The organism is Janthinobacterium darwini (genome assembly GCF_051380905.1).
GTDB lineage: Bacteria > Pseudomonadota > Gammaproteobacteria > Burkholderiales > Burkholderiaceae_D > Janthinobacterium.
The window spans coordinates 504,462-527,400 of the sequence record NZ_JBNYXX010000001.1 but is presented as its reverse complement, the minus strand read 5'-3'; the positions used below and the strand labels follow the sequence as shown (position 1 = coordinate 527,400).

Annotated in this window: 19 protein-coding genes and 1 pseudogene; 10 read left to right on the top strand and 10 right to left on the bottom strand. The window is 64.6% G+C overall.

The features are described 5' to 3' along the window. Window positions 1-84: 84 nt before the first annotated feature. On the bottom strand, window positions 85-1,071 hold the full coding sequence (locus ACQ4WZ_RS02360) for an aldo/keto reductase (protein ID WP_436572485.1): 987 nt from the start codon (window positions 1,069-1,071) through the stop codon (window positions 85-87). An 86-nt stretch (window positions 1,072-1,157) separates the two neighbouring features. Here ACQ4WZ_RS02360 and ACQ4WZ_RS02355 point away from each other — a divergent pair, with 86 nt between their 5' ends. Together ACQ4WZ_RS02355 and ACQ4WZ_RS02350 are read left to right on the top strand one after the other, a co-directional pair. Then, complete coding sequence (locus ACQ4WZ_RS02355) at window positions 1,158-2,048, top strand: LysR family transcriptional regulator (RefSeq protein WP_436572484.1); 891 nt, start codon at window positions 1,158-1,160, stop codon at window positions 2,046-2,048. Window positions 2,049-2,115: 67 nt separating this feature from the next. Further along, the gene (locus ACQ4WZ_RS02350; protein WP_436573849.1) at window positions 2,116-2,625 is read left to right on the top strand and encodes a GAF domain-containing protein; all 510 of its coding nucleotides are present in this window, start codon (window positions 2,116-2,118) and stop codon (window positions 2,623-2,625) included. Between the two features lie 4 nt (window positions 2,626-2,629). Here ACQ4WZ_RS02350 and ACQ4WZ_RS02345 read toward each other — a convergent pair whose 3' ends face one another. Together ACQ4WZ_RS02345 and ACQ4WZ_RS02340 are read right to left on the bottom strand one after the other, a co-directional pair. Continuing rightward, window positions 2,630-3,217 carry an O-methyltransferase gene (locus ACQ4WZ_RS02345; protein ID WP_436572483.1) on the bottom strand — a complete coding sequence of 196 codons (588 nt, stop codon included), beginning with the start codon at window positions 3,215-3,217 and terminating at the stop codon, window positions 2,630-2,632. Between the two features lie 38 nt (window positions 3,218-3,255). Further along, window positions 3,256-4,149, bottom strand: coding sequence for a DMT family transporter (locus ACQ4WZ_RS02340; RefSeq protein WP_436572482.1), 894 nt, complete (start codon window positions 4,147-4,149; stop codon window positions 3,256-3,258). Window positions 4,150-4,245: 96 nt separating this feature from the next. Here ACQ4WZ_RS02340 and ACQ4WZ_RS02335 point away from each other — a divergent pair, with 96 nt between their 5' ends. Together ACQ4WZ_RS02335 and ACQ4WZ_RS02330 are read left to right on the top strand one after the other, a co-directional pair. Then, window positions 4,246-5,025 (top strand): AraC family transcriptional regulator, encoded by a 780-nt coding sequence (locus tag ACQ4WZ_RS02335; RefSeq protein ID WP_101482295.1) that lies wholly within the window; start codon window positions 4,246-4,248, stop codon window positions 5,023-5,025. 81 nt (window positions 5,026-5,106) lie between these two features. After that, a complete protein-coding gene (locus tag ACQ4WZ_RS02330; protein ID WP_436572481.1) occupies window positions 5,107-7,569 on the top strand; it encodes a tetratricopeptide repeat protein in 2,463 nt (820 codons plus the stop codon). A 137-nt stretch (window positions 7,570-7,706) separates the two neighbouring features. Here the strand turns inward: ACQ4WZ_RS02330 and ACQ4WZ_RS02325 are convergent. The 4 genes and pseudogenes from ACQ4WZ_RS02325 to ACQ4WZ_RS02310 form a co-directional block, all read right to left on the bottom strand. Further along, a pseudogene (locus ACQ4WZ_RS02325) lies at window positions 7,707-8,015 on the bottom strand (FABP family protein); the annotation flags it as partial. A gap of 157 nt (window positions 8,016-8,172) precedes the next feature. Further along, window positions 8,173-8,697: a hypothetical protein gene (locus tag ACQ4WZ_RS02320; RefSeq protein ID WP_436572480.1), complete on the bottom strand. Its 525-nt coding sequence runs from the start codon at window positions 8,695-8,697 to the stop codon at window positions 8,173-8,175. A 2-nt stretch (window positions 8,698-8,699) separates the two neighbouring features. Further along, complete coding sequence (gene map, locus ACQ4WZ_RS02315) at window positions 8,700-9,503, bottom strand: type I methionyl aminopeptidase (protein ID WP_101482298.1); 804 nt, start codon at window positions 9,501-9,503, stop codon at window positions 8,700-8,702. 14 nt (window positions 9,504-9,517) lie between these two features. Beyond that, window positions 9,518-10,117 carry a TetR/AcrR family transcriptional regulator gene (locus tag ACQ4WZ_RS02310; protein WP_101482299.1) on the bottom strand — a complete coding sequence of 200 codons (600 nt, stop codon included), beginning with the start codon at window positions 10,115-10,117 and terminating at the stop codon, window positions 9,518-9,520. A 112-nt stretch (window positions 10,118-10,229) separates the two neighbouring features. Here ACQ4WZ_RS02310 and ACQ4WZ_RS02305 point away from each other — a divergent pair, with 112 nt between their 5' ends. Next, the gene (locus tag ACQ4WZ_RS02305; protein WP_101482300.1) at window positions 10,230-11,744 is read left to right on the top strand and encodes an AMP nucleosidase; all 1,515 of its coding nucleotides are present in this window, start codon (window positions 10,230-10,232) and stop codon (window positions 11,742-11,744) included. A 65-nt stretch (window positions 11,745-11,809) separates the two neighbouring features. Here ACQ4WZ_RS02305 and ACQ4WZ_RS02300 read toward each other — a convergent pair whose 3' ends face one another. Next, on the bottom strand, window positions 11,810-12,280 hold the full coding sequence (locus ACQ4WZ_RS02300; RefSeq protein ID WP_101482301.1) for a cyanophycin metabolism-associated DUF1854 family protein: 471 nt from the start codon (window positions 12,278-12,280) through the stop codon (window positions 11,810-11,812). Between the two features lie 2 nt (window positions 12,281-12,282). After that, window positions 12,283-14,553: a cyanophycin metabolism-associated ABC transporter gene (locus ACQ4WZ_RS02295; protein ID WP_101482302.1), complete on the bottom strand. Its 2,271-nt coding sequence runs from the start codon at window positions 14,551-14,553 to the stop codon at window positions 12,283-12,285. 512 nt (window positions 14,554-15,065) lie between these two features. Here ACQ4WZ_RS02295 and ACQ4WZ_RS02290 point away from each other — a divergent pair. The 5 genes from ACQ4WZ_RS02290 to ACQ4WZ_RS02270 all read left to right on the top strand — a co-directional run bounded on the left by ACQ4WZ_RS02290 (window position 15,066) and on the right by ACQ4WZ_RS02270 (window position 22,662). Further along, window positions 15,066-17,243: a cyanophycin synthetase gene (locus ACQ4WZ_RS02290; RefSeq protein ID WP_436572479.1), complete on the top strand. Its 2,178-nt coding sequence runs from the start codon at window positions 15,066-15,068 to the stop codon at window positions 17,241-17,243. 65 nt (window positions 17,244-17,308) lie between these two features. After that, on the top strand, window positions 17,309-19,879 hold the full coding sequence (cphA, locus tag ACQ4WZ_RS02285; RefSeq protein ID WP_436572478.1) for a cyanophycin synthetase: 2,571 nt from the start codon (window positions 17,309-17,311) through the stop codon (window positions 19,877-19,879). A 151-nt stretch (window positions 19,880-20,030) separates the two neighbouring features. Further along, window positions 20,031-20,297, top strand: a complete 267-nt coding sequence (locus tag ACQ4WZ_RS02280; RefSeq protein WP_436572477.1) for a hypothetical protein — start codon at window positions 20,031-20,033, stop codon at window positions 20,295-20,297. A gap of 63 nt (window positions 20,298-20,360) precedes the next feature. Then, window positions 20,361-21,260 carry a MurR/RpiR family transcriptional regulator gene (locus ACQ4WZ_RS02275; protein WP_133989901.1) on the top strand — a complete coding sequence of 300 codons (900 nt, stop codon included), beginning with the start codon at window positions 20,361-20,363 and terminating at the stop codon, window positions 21,258-21,260. Window positions 21,261-21,339: 79 nt separating this feature from the next. Continuing rightward, entirely contained in the window at window positions 21,340-22,662 is a 1,323-nt protein-coding gene (locus ACQ4WZ_RS02270) for an aspartate aminotransferase family protein (RefSeq protein WP_436572476.1), read from the top strand. Here the strand turns inward: ACQ4WZ_RS02270 and ACQ4WZ_RS02265 are convergent. Continuing rightward, complete coding sequence (locus tag ACQ4WZ_RS02265) at window positions 22,659-22,922, bottom strand: PAAR domain-containing protein (RefSeq protein WP_436572475.1); 264 nt, start codon at window positions 22,920-22,922, stop codon at window positions 22,659-22,661. The genes ACQ4WZ_RS02270 and ACQ4WZ_RS02265 overlap by 4 nt on opposite strands. Window positions 22,923-22,939 lie beyond the last annotated feature (17 nt).

Here is a 22,939-nt window from a genome sequence, read left to right as displayed (position 1 = left end):
GCCGAAATGCTAGCAGATCGCCAGCGATTATCCCGCAGGCAAAGTGTCAGTTTGGTACGCTGGCGTACACTCCCGCGCCTTTTTTCAAGCATCCACGCCCTTCATGCCCTCGTCCGTATAACGTGCGCCCGCCGCCATGCCCAAGGGAAAGGCGGCGTTCATCGCCGCCAGTTCGGCCCCGTCCAGCTGCACGGCCAGCGCGCCGAGGTTGTCGTGCAGATAGGCGGTGCGCTTGGTGCCGGGAATGGGGATGATGTCGTCCCCCTGGGCCAGCAGCCAGGCCAGCGCCAGCTGGGCCGGCGTGCAGCCTTTTGCGTACGCGAGGTCCCTGACCTGCGCGACGATGGCCTGGTTGCGCGCCAGGTTGTCGGCGGCAAAGCGGGGATTACACTGGCGAAAGTCGCCTGCATCGAGACTGGCCGCATCGACAATGGCGCCCGTCAGGAAACCGCGCCCCAGCGGGCTGTAGGCAAAAAAACTGGCGCCCACGTCGCGGCAGGCGGCCAGTACGCCCTGCTCCGGCTCGCGCGTCCACAGCGAGTATTCGCTCTGCACTGCGGCCACGGGGCAAATCGCCGCTGCGCGCCGCAAGGTGGCGGCGCTCACTTCGCACAGGCCCACGGCGCGAATCTTGCCCTCTTGCCGCAGTTGCGCCAGCGCCCCCATCGAGTCTTCCAGCGGGGTATCGAGGTTCAGCCGGTGCAGATAGAACAGATCGATGGCCTCCACGCCCAGGCGCGCCAGCGACGCTACGCACGCCCGACGAATATAGGCGGGCGAGTTGTCCACGCGGCGCGCATAACTGCCCGCCTCGCGCGCCAGGCCGCACTTGGTGGCGACCAGGGCTTGCCCGCGGTGCTTGCTCAAAAAACGTCCCAGCAACTGCTCATTGTGGCCAAAGCCGTAGGCATCGGCCGTGTCGAACAGGGTCACGCCCGCCGCCAGGGCCGCTTCCAGCGTGGCCAGTGACTGCGCCTCGTCCGTGGCGCCATAGAATTCCGACATGCCCATGCAGCCCAGGCCAAGTGCCGAGCTGCTCAAGCCGCTATTGCCGATGCGTCGTTGTTGCATGTTGATCTCCCTCAAGTGTCAAGGCAGCCAGTCTGCGCCGCGCAGGCCCTGCAAGGGAATGCGCAATTTCGTGATACCTTTCTGGTATGAGAGCCCTCGATACCCATGCCCTGACCCTGTTTTGCGCCGTCGCGCGCTGCCTGAACTTCCGCCAGGCGGCGGAACAGCTGCACATGACCCAGCCGCCCCTGTCGCGCGCCATCAGGCTGCTGGAAGACCGGCTGGGCACGCGATTGTTCGAGCGCGACACCCAGGGCGTGGCCCTGACGCCGGCGGGCCGCACCCTGCTGCCGCAGGCGCTGCACATCCTCGATCTGCTTGATATCGCGCAAACGTCGCTGCGGCAAGACAGCGCTCCCGCACGCCTGCGCCTGGGCCTGACCAGCTCGGTGGAAGCGGGCCTGTTCCGCCCTCTGCTGGCGGCATTGGGCAAACAATTGGGCACCATGCGTCTGGAACTGACGGCGGCGCCCTCGCCGCGCCTGGTGGCTGCCGTGCGCAAGGGCCAGCTCGATGCGGCCCTGCTCGCCCTGCCCAGCGCCACCTTCGAGCTGGCCGTGCAGCCGCTGGCGCGCCAGCCCATGATGCTGGCCCTGCCCGCCGGCCACCGCCTGGCGAAGAAGCGCAAGGTCAGCCTGGACGACATCGCGGCAGAATCGATTTACTGGTTCGAACGGGCGCGCCAACCCGCCTTTTTCGACCATTGCCAGGAAATTTTTCGCCGGCATGGCTTCGCGCCCGCCTTCGTGCGCGAAGCCGTGGACCACCATGTGCTGCTCAGCGACGTGGCGGCCGGCAAGGGCATGGCGTTGCTGGCCGACTCGTTCCGCGCGCTGCGCCTCGCTGGCGTGGCCTACCGGCAATTGGTGGAGGGAGAGGAATTGGCGGCCGGCATCGGCCTGGCCTGGCGACAGGAACACGTCCATGCGGCCCTGCCCCTGCTGCGCCAGCTGGCGCTGGAGCATTTGAAAAAGTGAGGGCTGCACGCGGATGCGCCAGACGCGCTACCATGACGCCTTCCCCATTTTGTGCGCCACCACGACCATGACGTTTACCATCAGCGACGCCGCCTACGGCACCGATACCCCCGAAGCCAAACTAGCCATGTATGCGGACCTGCGCTCGCAGCTGCAAGGGTTGCTGTCGGGCGAAACCGATTTCATCGCCAATACGGCCAACTTCAGCGCGCTGGTCTTCAACACGATGCCGGGCCTCAACTGGGCCGGCTTTTATTTCCTCACGGGTGAGGAACTGGTGCTGGGGCCGTTCCAGGGCAAGCCGGCCTGCATCCGTATCAAAAAGGGCCGCGGCGTGTGCGGCACCACCGTGGTCGAAGGCAAGTCCATCGTCGTGCAGGATGTGCACGCGTTTCCCGGCCACATCGCCTGCGACGTCAATTCCCGCTCGGAACTGGTGGTGCCCGTCTTTGCGAACGACCAGATCATCGGCGTGTTCGACCTTGACAGCCCGTTGACGGGACGCTTTGACGATGTCGACGCGCAAGGCGTCGAATCGCTGGTGCGCGTGCTCGAAGCGGCGATCGTCGCCGGGTGAATAGCTAGTTGCTTGCCTTGACGGCGATGAATTCGCCCTTGCCGACAGTCGCCAGGCACGTCGTGTAGCGGCTGTCGGCGCGGATGGCGTCAAGGAAGCCCGCCATGTCCGCGTAATGCGAACTGGCGTTGTCGACGACCAGCATGCCGCCGGCCGCCAGCGCGCGGTCCAGCTGCGGCCACCATAGGGCGTATTGCTGGCGCGCGGAATCGAGAAAGATGAAATCATATGCGCCATCGAGCGCATCGCGCAGCACGTCGCCCGCGTCGGCCAGCAACTGTTTGACCACGCCCTGCAATTGCGCGCGCACAAAGTTGGCATGCGCCATGTCGAACTTGTCCTGCGCCTTTTCCACCGTTACCACGCTGCCACCCAGCGAACGCGCCGCGCGCGCCAGCCACAGGGTCGAGTAACCGTTCGAGGTGCCGATTTCCAGCACCCGGCGCGCACCACGCGCGTGCACCAGCACGGCCAGCAGCTCGCCCGTGTCGCGCGTGATGTTGAGCATGCGCCTGGCGCGCTCCCCGTGCAAGGCGTCGTTGCTGCTACCGAATGCTTCGAGCTCGCTCAACAGAGTGTCGATGCCATGCATGCTGCCTCCTTGTTCAAAGCATCAGCATAGCAAAAAAACTAGACGCTGGCGCGGCGGCGCAGGGGGCGTTTCAGGGTTTGCACCATCACCACGCCCAGCAAGGTCACGCCGCCGCCGATCACGTCGTAGCTGTGCAGGGTTTCCCCCAGGAACAGCATGGCGATGATCACCGTGAACACGGGCAACAGATTCATCAATGTCGTGGCGCGGCTGGGACCCAGCTTGGCCAGGCCATGCATCCACAAAAACGGCGCGATGATGGAGGCTGGGATGCCGGCAAACAGCACCAGCGGCAAGCCGGCGCTGGTGACGGGCGGCGCGGACTGGCTCAGGTAATACACGAACAGCACGGGCACGGCGCACCAGACCTGGATCAGCAGCGAATGCCAGTTATCCATGGGAATCTTCCAGCGCTTGAGCAGCACGCCGTAACCGGCATACGACAGGCAGGCCAGCAGCATCAGGGCATCGCCCGTGGCCGCGCCATGGGAGATCAGGGCTGCCGGGTCGCCATGGCTGAGCAGATAGCCGAGTCCCAGCAGCGACACCAGGCCGCCAAACACGCCGCCCACGGTGGGCGCCTCTTTCAACAGCAGCACGGACAGGCCCACGGCCAGCAGCGGCATCATGGACGCCAATATGCCCATATTGGTGGCCGTCGTCGTTTGCGCAGCGATATACGCGAGGCACTGGTACATGACCATGCCCAGCATGCCCAACACAAATAGTTTCCCAAGATACGGTTGCACCACGGCCCGCTGCTTCCACACGGCGCGGCCAAAGACCCCCGCCAGCAGCACGCCGGCCAGCAGCCAGCGATAAAACGAGATAGCGGCCGGGTCGATCACGCCCACGGCCAGCTTGCTGACGATGGTATTGATGGCCCAGATCAGCACGGCGATCACGGGAAGCAGATAATGCTTGGCTTGCATGCGAGAAACTCCATTATTCAATGACTGCCATTTTCGCATGGTCCGATTCCATGGATATAATGCATACCGGACAAACGATGCGATGAACAGGACAATATGGCCAGCAACCAGCATTTCCCCGCCGTTTCCGACACCCTGCCCTACCCCGTATACTTTCGCCTCGACGATTATCACGCGCACCAGCAATTCGATTACCAGAGCCATCCCTGGGGCCAGCTCACGTATTGCTCCACGGGCGTGATGGAAATCATGGTGGCGGGCCAGCGCTACCTGTCGCCGCCCCAGTACGCCGTATGGATACCGCCCGAGACCTTGCACGACGGCTATATTCGCCAGGATGTGGTGTTTCACTCGGCCTACATCGATGCCAGCCTGTGCGCGCAACTGCCGGCGCAGCCGTGCGCGCTGGTGCTGAGTCCCTTGCTGAAAGCCATCCTCGGCGACTTTGCCGCACGGGGCGTCACCACGCCCGCCACTCTGGCCGACCAGCGCCTGGCGCAAGTGCTGGTCGACCAGTTGCAGCTGGCGCCGTGCAGCCGCAACTATCTGCCGGGCAGCGACGAGCCCGTCATCGCGGCGCTGCTGGCGGCCCTGCAGGCAGATCCCGGCAGTAACCGCTCACTGGCCGAGTGGGCCGCGCGATTGCATGTCACCGAGCGCACGCTGGCGCGCCGCTGCCAGCGCGAACTGGGCATGCCGTTCGGCGAATGGCGCCAGCGCCAGCGTTTCCTGGCTGCCCTGCCCCTGCTGGAACAGGGAGAAACCGTGCAGACCATCGCGCTGGAACTGGGCTACAGCACGGCTTCCGCCTTCATCGCCATGTTTCGCCGCCAGAGCGGCGGCACGCCGGACCAGTTCCGCCGCGGCCTGCGCTGAAAAAGCGCGTCCGCTTTGTCATGGTTTGTCATATGGGGATGCTAAAATTAAAACATCTTTCCAGAGAGCAAAAGGACGCGCATGAACCCCAGCACCGAGACGGCCACCGATACCCAAGGCAGCGAGGACATGCCCCAGGCATCAGCAACGGCCGTGACGGCGCCAGCACCCACCCGCCTGGACAAGGAGGAGATTCCCACCGTCCTGGGCAAGCTGCGCACCCTGGTGCAGGACAAGACGCGTTTCGAGCCGCAGGACATCACCCCCTTGAGCGAGGAAGATGTGCTGCAGGATTTTTCCTTGCAAGCGAACTACGCGCTCGAAGCGCGCTTCGAGCAGCGCGTCATCAATGGCTATTTCACTCCATCGGGCAATGACTGCCACTGTGCTTCCCACGAGGTGGGAGCACTCGCCCACGCGCAGGAAAAGGAACGCCTGCGCCGCGCGGCGGCAAAGCTCGACAATGCCTTGCGCCAGGCGGGCCAGGCCTACAATGGCGTCGAGGCGGGCGTCTACCTGCCGCATGCCGTCAAGTACTGGCACCTGGACACCTGCAGCAACTGCCATGGAAAAGGCCGCATCAGCTGCCATACCTGCCACGGTTTGACCACGGAAACCTGCTGGAGCTGCCACGGCGGGCGCACCGTCAGCTGTGACGGCTATGGCTGCTACGGCAGCGGCAAGGTGTCTTGCTCGTATTGCAGCGGCAGCGGCACCGTTTCCGAGCAAGTCACCGATTACGTGACGGTGCAAGTGCCCACTACCACCTACAGCAACGGCAGCTCGCACACCAGCTACCACAGCGAAACGCGCACGCAATACCGCACCGAGCATCGCAATTGCTATCATTGCAGCTACGGCAAGGTCACGTGCAATAGCTGCCACGGTTCCGGCAACATCAATTGCGGCACCTGCCGCGCCAGCGGCAGCGTGACTTGCCGTACCTGCAGCGGCGTGGGCGACTTGCGCTGCAATCCCTGCGACGGTTCCGCCAAGGTGGGCAAGGCGGCCTGGGTCGACGTGCACGTGGCGCCCGGCTACAGCGTCAGCCTGCCCAAGCAGGCCCCCGACGATGCGCGCCGCATCCGCGACAAGGAGAGCGTGCACTCACTGGCGGCCATTGCCAGCAGCATGGCCCTGGCGAAAGTGAGCATTTACAACGAAGACCAGCCGCAGGAAGTCGACGCACTGTACGGGGGCAAGCTGCGCATCGTGCGCCTGGATGCATCTTGCAACGCAGAAAAACATCACCTGGTGGCGTATGGCACGGACTTGCGCTGGCTGACGCTGGACGACATCGTGGAAAAGTTGCTGCGCGGCGACCTCAAGGCCCTCAGCGACGCGCTGGCCGGCAGCGCCGACGACGGCCTGTTCTCGGCCCACGTGCAAGGGCTATTGACGCCACTGCGCGACGTGGCCGCCTCGGAACTGAATGCGGATGTGATCGAGTCTGTCCTCAGCGGCGACGCGGACCACGCGCACGTCGATGTCGTCTCCGCCGAGTACGCGCAGAATGTGCGCACCTGCGTGCTGGGCGCCCTGCGCCAGGTCTACACGCGCCTGGCGAAGCAGTTCTGGTGGAAAAGCGCGCTGGTCGCCTTGGCCGCCGCCATCGCCACCTGGTACTTCGCCGGGCGCGGTGCCGCCGCCGTCGCAGGCTTGCTCGTCACGGGCGCCGGCTACTGGCTGTTCAACCGCAAGGTAAAAAACGTGCTGAGCGAAGCGCTGGGCGGCCAGCAGCAAGCCGAACGCGCCATGGGCATCGCCGGCAAGGGCCGCCGCAACCAGCTGGCGCAAGTGCTGATCCTCGCCCCCGCCAGCCTGGCCGTGCTGGCCGCCAGCTATGGCTTGCCCGTGCGCGTGCGCCCCGCTCCGCCGCCGCAGCAGGCGGCCATGGCGTCGGCGCCCGTCGCACCCCATGCGCCGGCCGCCGTGCCGCAGGACGCAAGCAGCGCCAAGGCCGTCAAGCTGTATGAAAATGGCGACAAGGTGCAGGCGCTGGCCATGCTGGATAGCCTGGTCGGCAAGGGCGATGCGGGCGCGTATGGTTTATATGGCTGGATGCTGCTGATGGGCGAAGGCAAGCCCGGCCCCGTTACAGCGCCAACGGCGCAGCAACGCGAAGCGCGGCAGGTAGCCGCCAAGCCCCTGATCGGCAAGGGCCTGGTGAAGAACGACAGCTATGCGCTGACGGCGAAAGGCGTGATGCTGGCCGAAGGCTGGCAGGAAGCGCGCAACATGGCGCGCGGGCTGGACCTGCTGAAACAGGCCGCGAACAAGGGCAATGCGCAAGCCATGCATTTGCTGGGCCTGTACAACGTGCGCGGCTACCAGATTCCCGTCAACCACAAGGAAGCGCGCAAATGGTTCACCCTGGCCGCCGACAAGGGCAGCGCAGGCGATATCTACAACCTGGGGTTAATGGATTGGGAAGGCGCGGGCTTGAAACGCCCCGACCGGGCCAGCGCCATGCAGCGCTGGAAGATCGCCGCCGCCATGGGCGAGGAGCGCGCGATCAAGGCGGTAGCCCAGGGACAGCCTTAAGGAGCACCTGAGAAAAAGCCCATGGCGTTGTTGCATTGCCTGGCCGTACGTTCGTACTGCCTGCGGCAACGCGCCTAGCCCTGAGCATTTTTCAGGCGCTCCAACAGAATGGCGGCAAGAACCGCCGCTTCCGATTTTTATGCTGCCGCCAGCGCCCGCAAGGCCATCGGGTTCGGCGTCGGCTCGCCGATTCTCGTCAGCAGGTTGCGGTCCGTGTGGTGGAACGGTTCATCCTTGCCACGGATCAGCATGGCCGTATCTTCGTCGTAGCCCCAGGTGCCATCGGCGTGGAAATCGACCTTGATGCGGTATTCGACGGTGGTGAACGCGTGTTCAAGGAAGGGGTTCGAACAGATTCCGTAGGCCGTCGAACCGCGCTTGGCCACCAGTTCGAAACTGGTGGCGTCCACTGTCGTCGTGCCGGACGCCATGGCGATCTGGCCGCGCGTGCCCGTCCTGATGCCGGCCATGCCGGTCAAGACTCCCAGGTTGTGTGCACGCCGGCGGACGGCTCGGTATAGATATCTTCGGGAAAATCGCTCTTGCGTCAATCTTTAAAATGGGGCTACCGTATTTGCTGCCATTGCAAGACGCAGGCTACCGTCAGGGGAAGAGCGCGATGTGGCCCTCGATGAACAGCAAGGCTGCTGTCGCCAGCGCAGGACGCTGCGCTTCAAACACGGCTGCATCGTGCGTCTGCAGCAGGTTGGCGGCCACCTCGGGCAGCTCCAATGCACCGGCGATGAACGCCGCCACCGCTTCGACATTCGCGTACAGGGCGCTGTCGTAGCCTTCCCAGTCCACATAGGCCAGCCACTCGGCCAGCATCACCACGCCGGCGACAGGCGGCGACAGGGCCGCGATGCGCCCGGCGCGCAGCACACTGTCCGTGCCGATCTGCTCCTGCTGCTGCACGGCCAGCACCACGTGCTGCAGCGCGTCTTCCGGGTCGCGCCGGTACTTGTTCAGCAGGCGCTGCGTCAGCGTGTAGCGCTCGGCGTCGATGCCGCGCAAGGCAGCCGCCACCTCGTCATCATGCAGTGCCAGGTGGCGCGCCGCGCAAGCCGCATCCACGCCGGCTTTCGCGGCGACGATCTCGATGAGCTGCTGCCGGCGCGCGTCATCCATGCCTACACCAGCGGGTCGGTCAAACCGGTCAGGGTGAAGATTTCAAAGCCCGTTTCCGTCACGGCCAGCGAGTGCTCGAACTGCGCCGACAGCGAACGGTCTTTCGTCACCGTCGTCCATTTGTCCGGCAAGACCTTGACCTGGTAGCTGCCCACGTTAAGCATCGGCTCGATGGTAAAGATCATGCCCGGTTCGAGCACGATGCCCGTGCCGGCGCGGCCATAGTGCAGCACCTGCGGCGTGTCGTGGAAGACCTGGCCTACGCCATGGCCGCAGAAGTCGCGCACGGAGGAAAAGCCCTGCGCCTTGGCCACCGCCTCGATGGCGGCGCCCACGTCGCCCAAGGTCGCACCAGGGCGCACGGTGTGGATGCCGGCCATCATGGCTTCATACGCCGTGTTGACGAGGCGGTTGGCCAGGATGGAGACGGCGCCCACCTTGAAGGTGCGGCTGGTGTCGCCAAACCAGCCCTGGAACTTCGGCGTCACGTCGATATTGAGGATGTCGCCCACTTTCAGGATTTTCGTTTCCGACGGGATGCCGTGCGTGACCACGTGGTTGACGGAGATGCAGCTGGCGTGCTTGTAGCCGTGGTAATCGATGGTGCCGGGGATGGCGCCGGCGGCGCGCATGAATTCTTCGCACAGGGCGTCGAGCTTGGCCGTCGACACGCCAGGTTTGACAAACGGCGTAATGTAGTCGAGCGTGTCGGCGGCGATGCGGCCGGCCGCGCGCATGCCGATGAAACCTTCTTCGTCATGCAGGGGGATTTTCTTGCCGTGTTCAAGCTGGGTGGAATAGCGCATGGATTTCTTCTTTGTTAGTGTGATGTGGTGTGTGAGGCCCAGCCGCGCACAGCATCGTGCGAGGCGCGCAGCATGGCGTCGACGCTGGCCGGTATCGGCCGCTCCTGGGTCAGGTAAGGCTTGACGACGGCCACGGGGGCGTCGATCAGCACGAACTTGAGCAGCATATGGTCCAGGTCCAGCTCCGTGGTGGCGGGCATGGCTTCGGCGCAGCGGACAAAGCAGGCGTCGAGCGCAGCCTGCTCTTCCTCGACGGCGGCGGCCAGCTCCTCGCTGAGGCCACCGTTGAAATCGGGACTGTCCGCGCATTGCAGCAGGAAGCGCGCATACACGGGCTTGCGCCGGCACCAGTCCAGCAAGCCATGCACGCCGGCCCAGGTGTCGCCGCCGAGCCAGCGGCTGGCCACTTCCTCGCGAAAATCGCTTTTCACGCGCAGCCAGGCGCGCGCCAGGATGGCGTTGCGCGAGTCGAAGCGGTGATACACGGAGCCGATGGGCGCGCCGGCCTTGACGGCGATGGCGGCCATCGACACGGCGCCCACGCCGCACTGGGCGGCGACGGCAATCGCGCTGTCGATAAAGTTATTTTCGTTGAATTTTGCAAGTCTGACCATTCAAATAGAATACAGATTCTATTTGAATCCGTCAAGCGGCCCAAGATGCACCCACAAGAGTTGCCGCGCTGCCTTACAATGATATGCACGAACCGCTACAAGGAGAATCAGCTTGCTTACGCCCCCCTTCATCGCCTCCTCACGCTTCGACGATCCACGCCTGGCATTGGAACAAGTGCAAGCCATTTACCGCAGCAGCATCGAACACTTGCGCGATGCGCTGCAGCGTTTTGTCGCCGGCGAAGACATGCACGAGCGCGTGCGCGCCTGCTACCCCTTCGTGCGCATCCAGACGGACACCGTGGCGCGCGCCGACTCGCCGCTGGCTTACGGCTTTGTCGCCGGTCCCGGCGTGTTTGAAACCACGCTGACGCGCCCCGACCTGTTCGGCGACTATTACCTCGACCAGTTCACCCTGCTGCTGAAAAATCATAACAGCGGCCAGAAGGTGCACCTGGAAGTGGGCGTGAGCGCCCAGCCGATCCCCGTGCACTTCTCGTTCGCCGAGCATGACCATATCGAAGGCAATATGGATGCGGGCCGCCGCCTGGCCATGCGCGACCTGTTCGACCTGCCCGACCTGTCGGCCATGGACGACGGCATCGCCAACGGCACGCACGAACCGGCGCATGGCGAAGCGCAGCCGCTGGCCCTGTTCACGGGTCCGCGCGTCGATTACTCGCTGCAGCGCCTGCGCCACTACAGCGGCACCTCGCCGCAGCATTTCCAGAACTTCGTCCTGTTTACCAATTACCAGTTCTACATCGACGAATTCATCCGCCTGGGGCACGCCATGATGGACCGTGCGCCCGACGCGCAAGCGCCGTCGGACGACGACGGCTACATCGCCTTTGTCGAACCGGGCAACGTGGTCACGCGCCGCGTGGGACAGACGGTGGAAAGCGAGGATGCGCTGGGCGCCGCGCCGCCACGTCTGCCGCAGATGCCGGCCTATCATTTGCTGCGCGCCGACGGCAGCGGCATCACCATGGTCAATATCGGCGTGGGACCGGCCAATGCCAAGACCATCACCGACCACATCGCCGTGCTGCGCCCGCACGCCTGGCTGATGCTGGGCCATTGCGCGGGCTTGCGCACCACGCAAAGCCTGGGCGACTACGTGCTAGCGCATGCCTATGTGCGCGAAGACCATGTGCTCGACGAAGACTTGCCGCTGTGGGTGCCGATACCGCCGCTCGCGGAGATCCAGCAGGCGCTGCAAACGGCCGTGGCGGAAATCACCCAGCTGACGGGTCATGACTTGAAACACATCATGCGCACGGGGACCGTGGCCAGCACGGACAATCGCAACTGGGAACTGCTGCCGCAGCGCACGCCGGAGCGCCGTTTCAGCCAGAGCCGCGCCATCGCACTGGACATGGAAAGCGCGACGATTGCCGCCAACGGCTTCCGCTTCCGCGTCCCGTACGGCACCCTGCTGTGCGTCAGCGACAAGCCGCTGCACGGCGAAATCAAGTTGCCCGGCATGGCCAACCACTTCTACCGCGAACGGGTAGACCAGCATCTGCGCATCGGCATCCGCGCCGTGGAACTGCTGCGCCGCCAGGGCGTGGACAGGCTGCACAGCCGCAAACTGCGCAGCTTTGCAGAGGTGGCGTTCCAATAAAAAAACGGCGCCTGCAGTTACTGCAGGCGCCGCTCTTCCTTCCCTTGCGCTTCAGTTGCCGCCGCTTACAGGAAGCGGTCGAGTATCTTCCGCGTCGTCTTGTCGATATTGAACATGTCGCGTATCAAAAAGTGGATGCCGTGGTTGTCGGCGATCAGCAGCGACGTGGCGCCGATGCGGCGGATGTCTTCCTCCCCCTTGAGCACGAACTGCGTCTCGCCCCGGTCCGTATCGACATGCCAGGTGCACGGCGTGGCGAAGCTGGAAACGCTTTTCACGCGCGCGATCTCGGGCATGAATTCGCGCCCTTCCAGCTCTTCCTGCAGCAGGCTGCGCGCCGGCTCGGGCAAGTCGTCGAGGCGATCGATCCACGCCACTTCCTTGCCATTGCCCAGCACCAGCGAAATGCCTTCGTCGGGCGACTGGATGGGGAAGGCGCGCACGGGCGCCACGCCTTCAAAGACCTGGCCGTCCGCGTCCGTCATCACCAGCTTGCCGAAAGTGTCGCGGCTTAATGTAAAAGTTGTACTGGCCATGCTTATTCCTTGTCATCCAGGGCGAGTTCGTTGTTGCGCGCCTGTGCTTCGTAGAGGCGGAAATAGGCGCCCTCTTTCGCCATCAGTTCATCGTGACTGCCCACTTCGACGACCTGACCGCGGTCCAGCACCACCAGGCGGTCGGCCCGGTGCAGGGTCGACAGACGGTGGGCGATGGCGATCGTCGTGCGGCCCTGCACCAGGTTGTCCAGCGCTTTCTGGATTTCTTTTTCCGTTTCCGAATCGACCGACGATGTCGCTTCATCCATGATCAGGATGCGCGGGTCGATCAGCAGGGCGCGAGCGATCGAAATGCGCTGGCGCTCGCCGCCGGACAGGCCCTGGCCACGTTCGCCCACCATCGAATCGTAGCCTTGCGGCAGGCGCAGGATGAATTCGTGGGCATGCGCGGCGCGCGCTGCGGCGATGATGTCCTGGCGCGACGCGTGCGGCTTGCCGTAGGCGATATTTTCCGCGATGGTGCCGAAGAACAGGAATGGTTCCTGCAGCACCAGGCCGATATTGCGGCGGTAGTCGGACACGGCGAACGAACGGATATCGACGCCGTCGAGCAAAATCGCGCCTTCCGACACGTCATAGAAGCGGCAGATCAGATTGACCAGGGTACTCTTGCCCGAACCGCTGTGGCCCACCAGGCCGATCATCTCGCCCGCCTTGATGTTCAGGGTGATGCCGCGGTTGACGGCCCGGTTGCCGTAGCGGAAACCGACTTCGCGCAAATCAATCCTGCCTTCGATCTTATCCAGTTTCACCGGTTGCGCCGGTTCCGGCACGCTCGACACGTGGTCGAGGATGTCGAAGATGCGCTTGGCGGCGGACGCCGATTTCTGCGTCACGGAGACGATGCGGCTCATGGAATCGAGGCGGCCATAGAAGCGCGTGCTGTAGGCGATGAAGGCGGTCAGCACGCCGACGGTGATTTCGCCGCGCGACAATTGCCAGATGCCGAAGCACCAGATGACCAGCAAGCCCATCTCCGTCAGGAAGGACACGGTGGGCGAGAACAGCGACCAGACTTTATTGAGCTTGTCGTTGACGGCCAGGTTGTGCGCGTTGGCGTCGCGGAAGCGGGCCGCTTCGCGTTTTTCCTGCGCAAACGCTTTTACTACACGGATGCCGGGGATAGTATCGGCCAGCACGTTGGTCACTTCGCTCCACACGCGGTCGATCTTTTCAAAGCCCGTGCGCAGGCGGTCGCGCACCAGGTGGATCATCCAGGCGATGAAGGGCAAGGGCGCCAGGGTCATGATGGCCAGCCAGGGGTTCATCGACCACAGGATCACACCCGTCATGATGATCATCAGCACGTCGGAGGCAAAATCGAGCAAATGCAGCGAGAGGAAGACACAGATGCGGTCGCTGCCGCTGCCGATACGCGACATCAGGTCGCCCGTGCGCTTGCCGCCGAAAAATTCCAGCGACAGTTTCATCAGGTGTTCATACGTGGCCGAGCGCAAGTCAGCGCCCATGCGTTCGGACACCAGGGCCAGCACATAAGTCTTGCCCCAGCCCAGCAGCCAGGCCAGCAGGGCCGAGCCCAGCAAGCCGCTCATGTAGTACACCACCAGCCACGGGTCGATATGCTTGCCGTTTTGATACGGGATCAGCACATTATCCATCAGCGGCGCCGTCAGGTAAGGCGGAATCATGTGCGCGGCAGTGCTCAGCAACATCAGCATGAAGCCCAGGGCCAGCTGGCCACGGTAGGGATGGGCAAAGCGCCACAGACGGAACAGGGTCCAGGTCGATGGCGGCGTGTACAGTACCTTGGCACAGATCGGGCATTCTTCCTGCTCAGGCTCCAGAGGCGCCTTGCAGCTGGGACACACTTCCTGCTCCGCTTCCAGCACGGGCTGGCCCGTCAGGTGGCTGTCGAGGCGCTCGACGAACTGTTCCAGCACGCGGATCGCGTGCAGGTTCTGTCCCAAAGTGAAGCGCCACGAGGCCAGGCGGCCGTGGTCGTCGAACAATTCCAGGTGCCCGACACCGGCGTGGTCGTGGTGCGTCAGGCGCAATCCAGGGCGGAAAGACCAGCTTTTCCAGGCGGTATCGCCCGGTGAACGGGCCAGCAAACGCTTCTCGGTGACAACAATTATGCCTTTTGTGAAACGTAATCGCGCATCGAGGTCAACCTCAACGCTACTTAAAACGTTCTCCCCTGGAGAAAGGTTGCTCTCCACCTCCGCCAGCCAGTGTTCCGGCAGCGAGGTGAGGGGAATAGTTGTTGCAGGAACACTCAGTTCAGTTGTCATCGTAAAGCATACTCCGGCTCGAGGCCAAGCCCTTCAGGGCGGGATTTTGGGGATGGGGCAGACGCCCGATCAATGTTTGTGTACTGCGCGATGGCGAGGTAGATGCACCAGTGGCAATTTCCTGTATTGTATCGAATGGATGCCTGCCGGTAAGGATTGGATGGCAAAACGGAGCAAAAAATGACTGGCCGTCGCAGGAAGTGCCAGGCAGGCGCGGCGCTTTTGCAACGCGGCCCGAGTACAGGGGCAAGTATACAACAGCTCGTTGTTGCGCAAATGCTCCAGCTTGGCCCGGAGTCGGTATCTTTATAACAAGTAAGGCAACAATTAGTAACAATTAGAATGACAACACCAGCAGAATACGAGAAGCAAACGCGACAAAAGACCGCTAAAAGTGGCACACTGCGCATACCCGGGATAAAGAACCAAGCAAGAGCCTGAAAAGACTCTGTAGAGCCAACATAAAGTATCTGGCGCCCAGACGCCTGGCTTGTTATCAAGAAACCACTTACATGATCAAGAAGAAGAACATCGAATTTGCCCGCGTCACCCACTTGCGCGGCCCCAACATCTGGACGTATCGCCCGGTGATTGAAGCCTGGGTCGACATCGGCGAACTGGAAGATTATCCATCCAATACCCTGCCCGGCCTGTACGAGCGCCTGGTAGCGTGGCTGCCCGGCATGATCGAGCACCGCTGCGGCGTGGGCGAACGGGGCGGCTTTTTCGAGCGCCTGCGCGAAGGCACGTGGTCGGCCCACATCCTCGAACACGTGGTGCTGGAACTGCAAAACCTGGCAGGCATGCGCACGGGCTTCGGCCAGACGCGCTCGACCAGCCAGCGCGGCGTCTACAAGATGGCCTTCCGCACGCGCGAAGAACACGTGGGCCGCGCCGCCCTGGCCGCCGCGCGCGAACTGCTGATGGCCGCCATCAACGATGAAGCCTACGACCTGGAAGCGGCCTTGGCGCCCCTGCGCGACATGGTCGACTCGCGCTGCCTGGGCCCGAGCACGGCCAGCATCGTCGATGCGGCCACCGAGCGCCGCATCCCTTCGCTGCGCCTGAATGACGGCAACCTGGTGCAACTGGGCCACGGCGCCGCGCAGCGCCGCATCTGGACGGCCGAAACGGACCGCACCAGCGCGATCGCCGAAGGCATCGCCAGCGACAAGGACCTGACCAAATTCCTGCTCAAATCGTGCGGCGTGCGCGTGCCCGAAGGCAGCCTGGTGCGCAGCGCCGAGGCGGCCTGGGAAGAAGCGCAAGACATCGGCGTGCCTGTCGTGGTGAAGCCGTATGACGGCAACCATGGCCGCGGCGTGTCGCTCAACCTGATGACAGAAGCCGACGTGAAAGCGGCCTACGAACTGGCCGCGCGCAAGGGCGACAGCGCGGCCGTGCTGGTGGAAAGCTTCATCACGGGCGACGAACACCGTCTGCTCGTCGTCGGCAACAAGCTGATCGCGGCCGCCAAGGGCGAGTCCCTGTGGGTCGATGGCGACGGCGTCTCCAGCGTACTGGAACTGGTGAACACGCAGATCAATATCGATCCGCGCCGCGGCGAAGGCGAAGACTTCCCGCTGGGCACCGTCAAGCCGCATGAATCGGGCGAAATCGTGCTGGAGCTGCAACGCCAGGGCATGACCGCCCTGTCCGTGCCGCAGGCGGGCCAGAAAGTGCTGATCCAGCCGAACGGCAACGTGGCCATCGACGTCACGGACGACGTGCACCCCTCCGTCGTGCATGCAGCCCTGCTGGCAGCCAGAGTCGTGGGCCTCGATATCGCCGGCATCGACCTGGTCACCACCGACATCACGCGTCCGCTGGAAGAGCAGCGCGGCGCCATCATCGAAGTCAATGCCAGCCCTGGCTTGCTGGCGCACATCAAGCCGGGCGTAGGCCAGCCCCGCCCTGTGGGCGCGGCCATCGTCGACCACCTGTTCGCGCCCGAGGAAACGGGCCGCATTCCGCTGATCGGCGTGACGGGCACGCGCGGCGCCAGCCTGATCGTGCGCATGCTGTGCAAACTGCTCAACCTGTCGGGCCTGCACACGGGCGCCGTCTGCAGCGAAGGCATGTACCTGGACCAGCGCCGTGTCGTCAGCAGCGATTGCGTGAACTGGGACGCGGGCCAGCGCCTGCTGCTTAACCGCACCGTGCAGACGGCCCTGTTCGAGAGCAATCCGCGCATGATCCTGGCCGAAGGCCTGGCCTACGACAAATGCCAGATCGGCATCGTCACCGACATGGGCAGCCTCGATAGCGTCAAGGATTTCGACGTGCTCGACGAAGCAGGCCTGTACAAGGCAGTGCGCAGCCAGGTCGACGTAGTCGTGCCAACGGGCGTGGCCGTGCTCAATGCCGCCAACGCGCACGTGTTGGAACTGGCCGAACTGTGCGATGGCAGCGTGACCCTGTATGCGCAGGATGGCAGCTTGCCGGCCATCGCGGCGCAGCTGGCCGCCGGCCAGCGTGCCGTGTTCGTGCGCGGCAACCACATCGTGCTGGCCGAAGGCGGCAGCGAAACGGTCTTGCTGTGCCTGGACTTGCTGAAACCGGCCACGGCCGGCAATGTCGATAGCGTGCTGGCCGTCGCGGCGGCAGCCTGGGCCCTGAACCTGCCCGTCGACCTTATCTGCGCGGGCTTACGCACCTTCGACGCGGCACCCGGCTGCATCGGGAATTAAGACAGCACTCAAGCCCGGCCAGGACGGCCGGGCCCACAAGAACACAACAGGATTACGGTTTAATTATGGAAGTATCTCGCGTACGGGCCTTGCGGGGCCCTAACATCTGGAGCCACGACACTGCCGTGGAAGCCATTGTTTCCTGCACCACGCAGGAACTCGACATCGCCCAGCTGCCAGGCTTCGAAGCCCGCCTGCGCGCGCGCTTTCCGCAACTGAGCCCGCTGCAACCGCTGGGCAACTACAACGCCGCGCCGATGGCGCAGGTGCTGGAACTGGCGGCGCTGGGCCTGCAGGCGCAAGCCGGCTGCCCCGTCACCTTCAGCCGCACCACGCCGACCCTGGAAACGGGTATCTTCCAGGTCGTCGTCGAATACTCGGAAGAAGCCGTCGGCCGCCTGGCCCTGGAACTGGCGCAACAGCTGTGCCGCGCAGGGCTCGACGATGCACCGTTCGACCTGGCCGGCGCCCTGCACCAGTTACAGGAACTCGATGAAGACGTGCGCCTGGGCCCCTCCACCGGCGCCATCGTCAACGCCGCCGTGGCCCGCAACATCCCGTTCCGCCGCCTGACCGAAGGCAGCCTCGTGACGTTCGGCTGGGGCAGCAAGCAGCGCAAGATCCAGGCTGCCGAAATGGACGGTACCAGCGCCATTGCCGAAGCCATCGCGCAAGACAAGGAACTGACGAAAAAACTGCTCGATTCGGCCGGCGTGCCGGTGCCGCAAGGCCGAGTCGCCGTCGACGCCGACGACGCCTGGGCCGCCGCCTGCGAGATCGGCTTGCCGGTCGTCGTCAAGCCTAAGGATGGCAACCAGGGCAAGGGCGTGACCGTCAATGTCACCACGCGCGAACAACTGACGGCCGGCTTCCTCGCGGCGCAGGAATTCCGCGACGACATCCTCGTCGAGCGCTATCTGCCGGGCCACGATTTCCGCTTGCTCGTCATCGGCAACAAGATGGTGGCAGCAGCCCGCCGCGACCCGCCGCAAGTCGTGGGCGACGGCCAGCACACGGTGCGCGAACTGGTTGACCAGGTCAACCTGGACCCGCGCCGCGGCAGCGGCCACGCCACCTCGCTGACGAAAATCCGCTTCGACGACATCGCCCTGGCCAGCCTGGCCAAGCAGGGCTATGTGGCCGAATCCGTGCCGCCCGTGGGCCAGCGCGTGATTTTGCGCAACAACGCCAACCTGTCGACGGGCGGCTCGGCCACCGACGTTACCGTCGACGTGCACCCGGAAGTGGCGGCGCGCGCCGTCGCGGCCGCGCACATGGTGGGCCTGGACATCTGCGGCGTGGACGTCGTCTCCGAGAGCATCTTGAAACCGCTGGAAGAGCAAAATGCAGGTATCGTCGAGGTGAACGCCGCGCCGGGCTTGCGCATGCACCTGGCGCCGTCGTTCGGCAAGCCGCGCCCCGTAGGTGAAGCCATCATCGCCGCCATGTTCGCCGAGGGCGACGATGGCCGCATTCCCGTTGTCGCCGTCACCGGCACCAACGGCAAGACCACCACCGTGCGCCTGATCGCCCACCTGCTCACCACCTCCGGCCTGCGCACGGGCATGACCAACACCGATGGCGTGTACATCGAAGGACGCCAGATCGACAGCGGCGACTGCAGCGGTCCGCGCAGCGCGCGCAACGTGCTGCTGCACCCTGACGTGGACGCGGCCGTGTTCGAGACGGCGCGCGGCGGCATGCTGCGCGAAGGCCTGGCGTTTGACCGCTGCCAGGTCGCCGTGGTGACGAATATCGGCGCGGGCGACCACCTGGGACTGAACTACATCACCACCGTGGAAGACCTGGCGGTGCTGAAACGGGTGATCGTGCAGAACGTGGCCGACAGCGGCGTAGCCGTCCTGAACGCCACCGACCCTGCCGTGGCGCGCATGGCCAAGAATTGCAGCGGCACGGTGACCTTCTTCGCCGCCGACAAGACGCACCCCGTGATGGCCACGCACCGCGCGCAAGGCAACCGCGTGGTGTACGTGGAAGACGGCAAACTGGTCGCCGCCCAAGGCAAGGAACGCCATGAAATCGCCCTGTCGCAAGTGCCGATCACGCGCAACGGCGCCATCGGCTTCCAGGTCGACAACGTCATGGCTTCTCTGGCCGCCGCCTGGGCCGTCGGCCTGGACTGGAAAACCATCGCGCTGGGCCTGAAAACCTTTGCCAATGAAGCCGACAATGCGCCGGGCCGCTTCAATGTGTTTGACTACAAGGGCGCCACCCTGATCGCCGACTACGGCCACAATCCGGACGCCATCCTGGCGCTGGTACAAGCCGTCGAAAGCATGCCGGCCAAGCGCCGCCTTGTCGTCATCAGCGGCGCCGGCGACCGCCGCGACGAAGACATCCGCCAGCAGACGGAAATCCTCGGCGCCGCCTTCGACGACGTGCTGCTGTACCAGGACCAATGCCAGCGCGGCCGCGCCGACGGCGAAGTGGTGGCCTTGCTGCGCCAGGGCTTGAACGGCGCCAAGCGCACCAGCCATATCGATGAAATCAACGGCGAATTCGTCGCCATCGACAAGGCCCTGGCGCGCTTGAACGAAGGCGATCTGTGCCTGATCCTGATCGACCAGGTGGAAGAAGCGCTGGCGCACATCGCCAAGCGCGTCGCCGAAGCGTAAGCGCAGCCTCACGGCATGCAAGGGCGGCCTGCGGGCCGCCCTTTTTATTGCCTTGTGAAATCTATCCGGCAGTGGAGTGATCTGGCACAAAGTGGCGCCGCCGGCGCGCTTTTATGCTGGCAGCCTGACTAGCGAACCCGGCGGGGACAGCATGCGTGATGCACAGCAGGTCGATGCACAGTTATTTCAACCCGACATCCCGGTGCGGCTTGACATGCGCACGGCGGCACTGGTCGAGCATGCACTGGCCTTGCAGGAAATGGCTGGCACGGGCGCCGCCGCCCTGTTCCTGCATTGCCACGACGTGCCGCTGCCCACCGCCTTGCGTGTGCTGACGACGGGACCGCGCCGCCAACCGGCCGGGCCGCACCTGTTTGCCCGCCTGCGTCCGCGCACGGCTGCCCTGGTGCAAAGCTAGCAGCTACCGGCGCGCTGACGAATCCTGTACCATCGCCGCAAGCTATTAATCTGAGGCACGACGATGCAGGCAGCGACACCCCACGACCCCTATGCGGCACTGATGGCCCTGATCAAGGCGCGCCATGCGGAGCTGAGTCCGCAATTCCAGGCCGGCGCCCGCTACCTGGCCGACCATCCGGACGAGGTGGCCGTGTCATCGATGCGCAGCATTGCCGCACGTGCCCAGGTGCAGTCGGCCGCCCTGGTGCGCCTGGCGCAGCAACTGGGATTTGCCGGCTGGCCGGAACTCAAAGCCATCTTCGTGGAGCGCCTGCGCGCGGGGCCAAGCGGCTACGCGGCAAAGGCCGGTGCGCTGGCCGGCAAAGAAGGGAAAGTGCGCGACCTGGTCACCGAAGTGTTCACGGTGCAGCAGCGCAACCTGGCCGCCACGGAAAGCGCCAACCACGCCGCACTGAACGCGGCCGCCAATCTGCTGCAGGCGGCGCCCCGCGTGCACGTGGCCGGCTTTCGCGCCGCCCACCCTATCGCGTATACCCTGCACTACCTGTACCGGCTGCTGCGCCCCAGCGTACAGCTGCTGAGCGGCCAGGGCGGCACCCTGGAAATGGACTTGCGCGCCCTGCAGGCGGGTGAAGCCGTCGTCGTCGTCAGCTTCGCGCCGTATTCCAGCGAAGCGCTGCTGGTGGCGCAGATGGCGCGCCAGGCCGGCTGCCAGGTGCTCGCCATCAGCGACAGCGCCATGTCGCCGCTGGCCCTGCAGGCCGACGCCAGCATCGTCATCGCCGTCGACAGCCCCTCGTTCTTCCCCTCCATCGTGGCCGGCGTCGCGGCCGTGGAAAGCCTGGTGGAATTGCTGGTGTCGCGCGGCGGGCCGGATGCCGTCACGGCCATCGGCGCGGCGGAAAGCCAGTTGCGGGCGCTGGGTGCTTACGCAAAAACATCAACTGATGTAATTTCATAAAAAATACATCGAACGTTGCAATTCGGTGCGGCGCATCCTATAATCGGCCCTCTCCCCTTGCCGATAAGAAAGCGATGCCATGAGCCATGTCTTCCACCGCAGCTTGAGTAGCAGCTATCCCGTCGCCATTGGCGGCGATGGCCCTTACCTGATCGATGCGGATGGCAAGCGCTACCTGGACGCCTGCGGCGGCGCGGCCGTGTCTTGCCTCGGCCATTCGGATGCAGCCGTGATCGCCGCCGTGCAGCAGCAGATTGCCAGCATGGCGTACGCGCACAGCTCCTTCTTTACCAGCGAACCGATGGAGCAGCTGGCCGATTTCCTCGTCGCCCGGGCACCAGCCGACATCGACAGCGCGTATTTCGTCTCGGGCGGCTCGGAAGCGGTGGAAAGCGCGCTCAAACTGGCGCGCCAGTATTTCGTCGAGCGGGGCCAGCCGCAACGCCGCCACATCATCGCGCGCCGCCAGAGCTACCACGGCAACACCCTGGGCGCCCTGGCCACGGGTGGCAACGCCTGGCGCCGCCAGCAGTTCGAGCCGCTGCTAGTCGACGTGATGCATGTGTCGCCATGCTACGCCTGGCGCGACCAGCGAGCCCATGAAACGGATGCTGACTACGTTGCGCGCCTGGGCCAGGAACTGGAAGACAATATCGCCGCACTGGGCGCGGACAAGGTCATGGCCTTCATCGCCGAACCCGTCGTCGGCGCCACGGCCGGCGCCCTGCCCGCCGTCACCGGCTACTTCCAGCGCATGCGCGAGATCTGCCAGCGCCACGGCATACTCCTGATCCTCGACGAAGTCATGTGCGGCATGGGACGCACGGGCAGCCTGTTCGCCTGCGAGCAGGAAGGCATCACGGCCGACCTGATCTGCGTCGCCAAGGGCCTGGGCGCCGGCTACCAGCCCATCGGCGCCGTCATGGTATCCAAAGACATCCGCGACACCCTCCGCGCCGGCACGGGCTTCTTCCAGCACGGCCACACCTATATCGGCCACGCCACCGCCTGCGCCGCCGCCCTGGCCGTGCAGCGGCAAATCGAGGAACGCGATTTGCTGGCCAACGTGCGCGCCATGGGCGACTTGCTGCAAGAGCGGTTGCGCCAGCGCTTCGACGACCATGCGCACGTGGGCGACATCCGTGGCCGCGGCCTGTTCCTGGGCCTGGAACTGGTGCAGGAGCGCGCCAGCAAGCAGCCATTCGACCCGGCCCGCCGCCTGCACGCGCGCATCAAGGCGCACGCCATGCAAGACGGACTGATGTGCTACCCCATGGGCGGCACCATCGACGGCCAGCACGGCGACCACATCCTGCTGGCGCCGCCCTACATCATCAACGCCAGCCATGTCGATGAAATCGTCGACAAGCTGGGCGCGGCTATCGACGCCAGTCTGCGCTAACCGCGCCCGCTGTAGCCCACCGTGGACATGAGGCTGGCGCCGCAGCTGGTCTTGTGCCCGTCAAACGCCACGGGCACGCCATCGATCAGTACCTGCGGATCGCCCTCGGCGATCACGCAGCGCACATGACCTTTTATCGGACAAACGCAAGGGTCGCCCTTGCGCGCCACGGCCACGCCCAGCACCGTACTGTTCGGTGCCGCGCCCACCACCTTGCCACCATGGCTGGTGGGGTCGTTCAAGCGAATCACGCCACGCATGTTTTTCTCCCTGGATA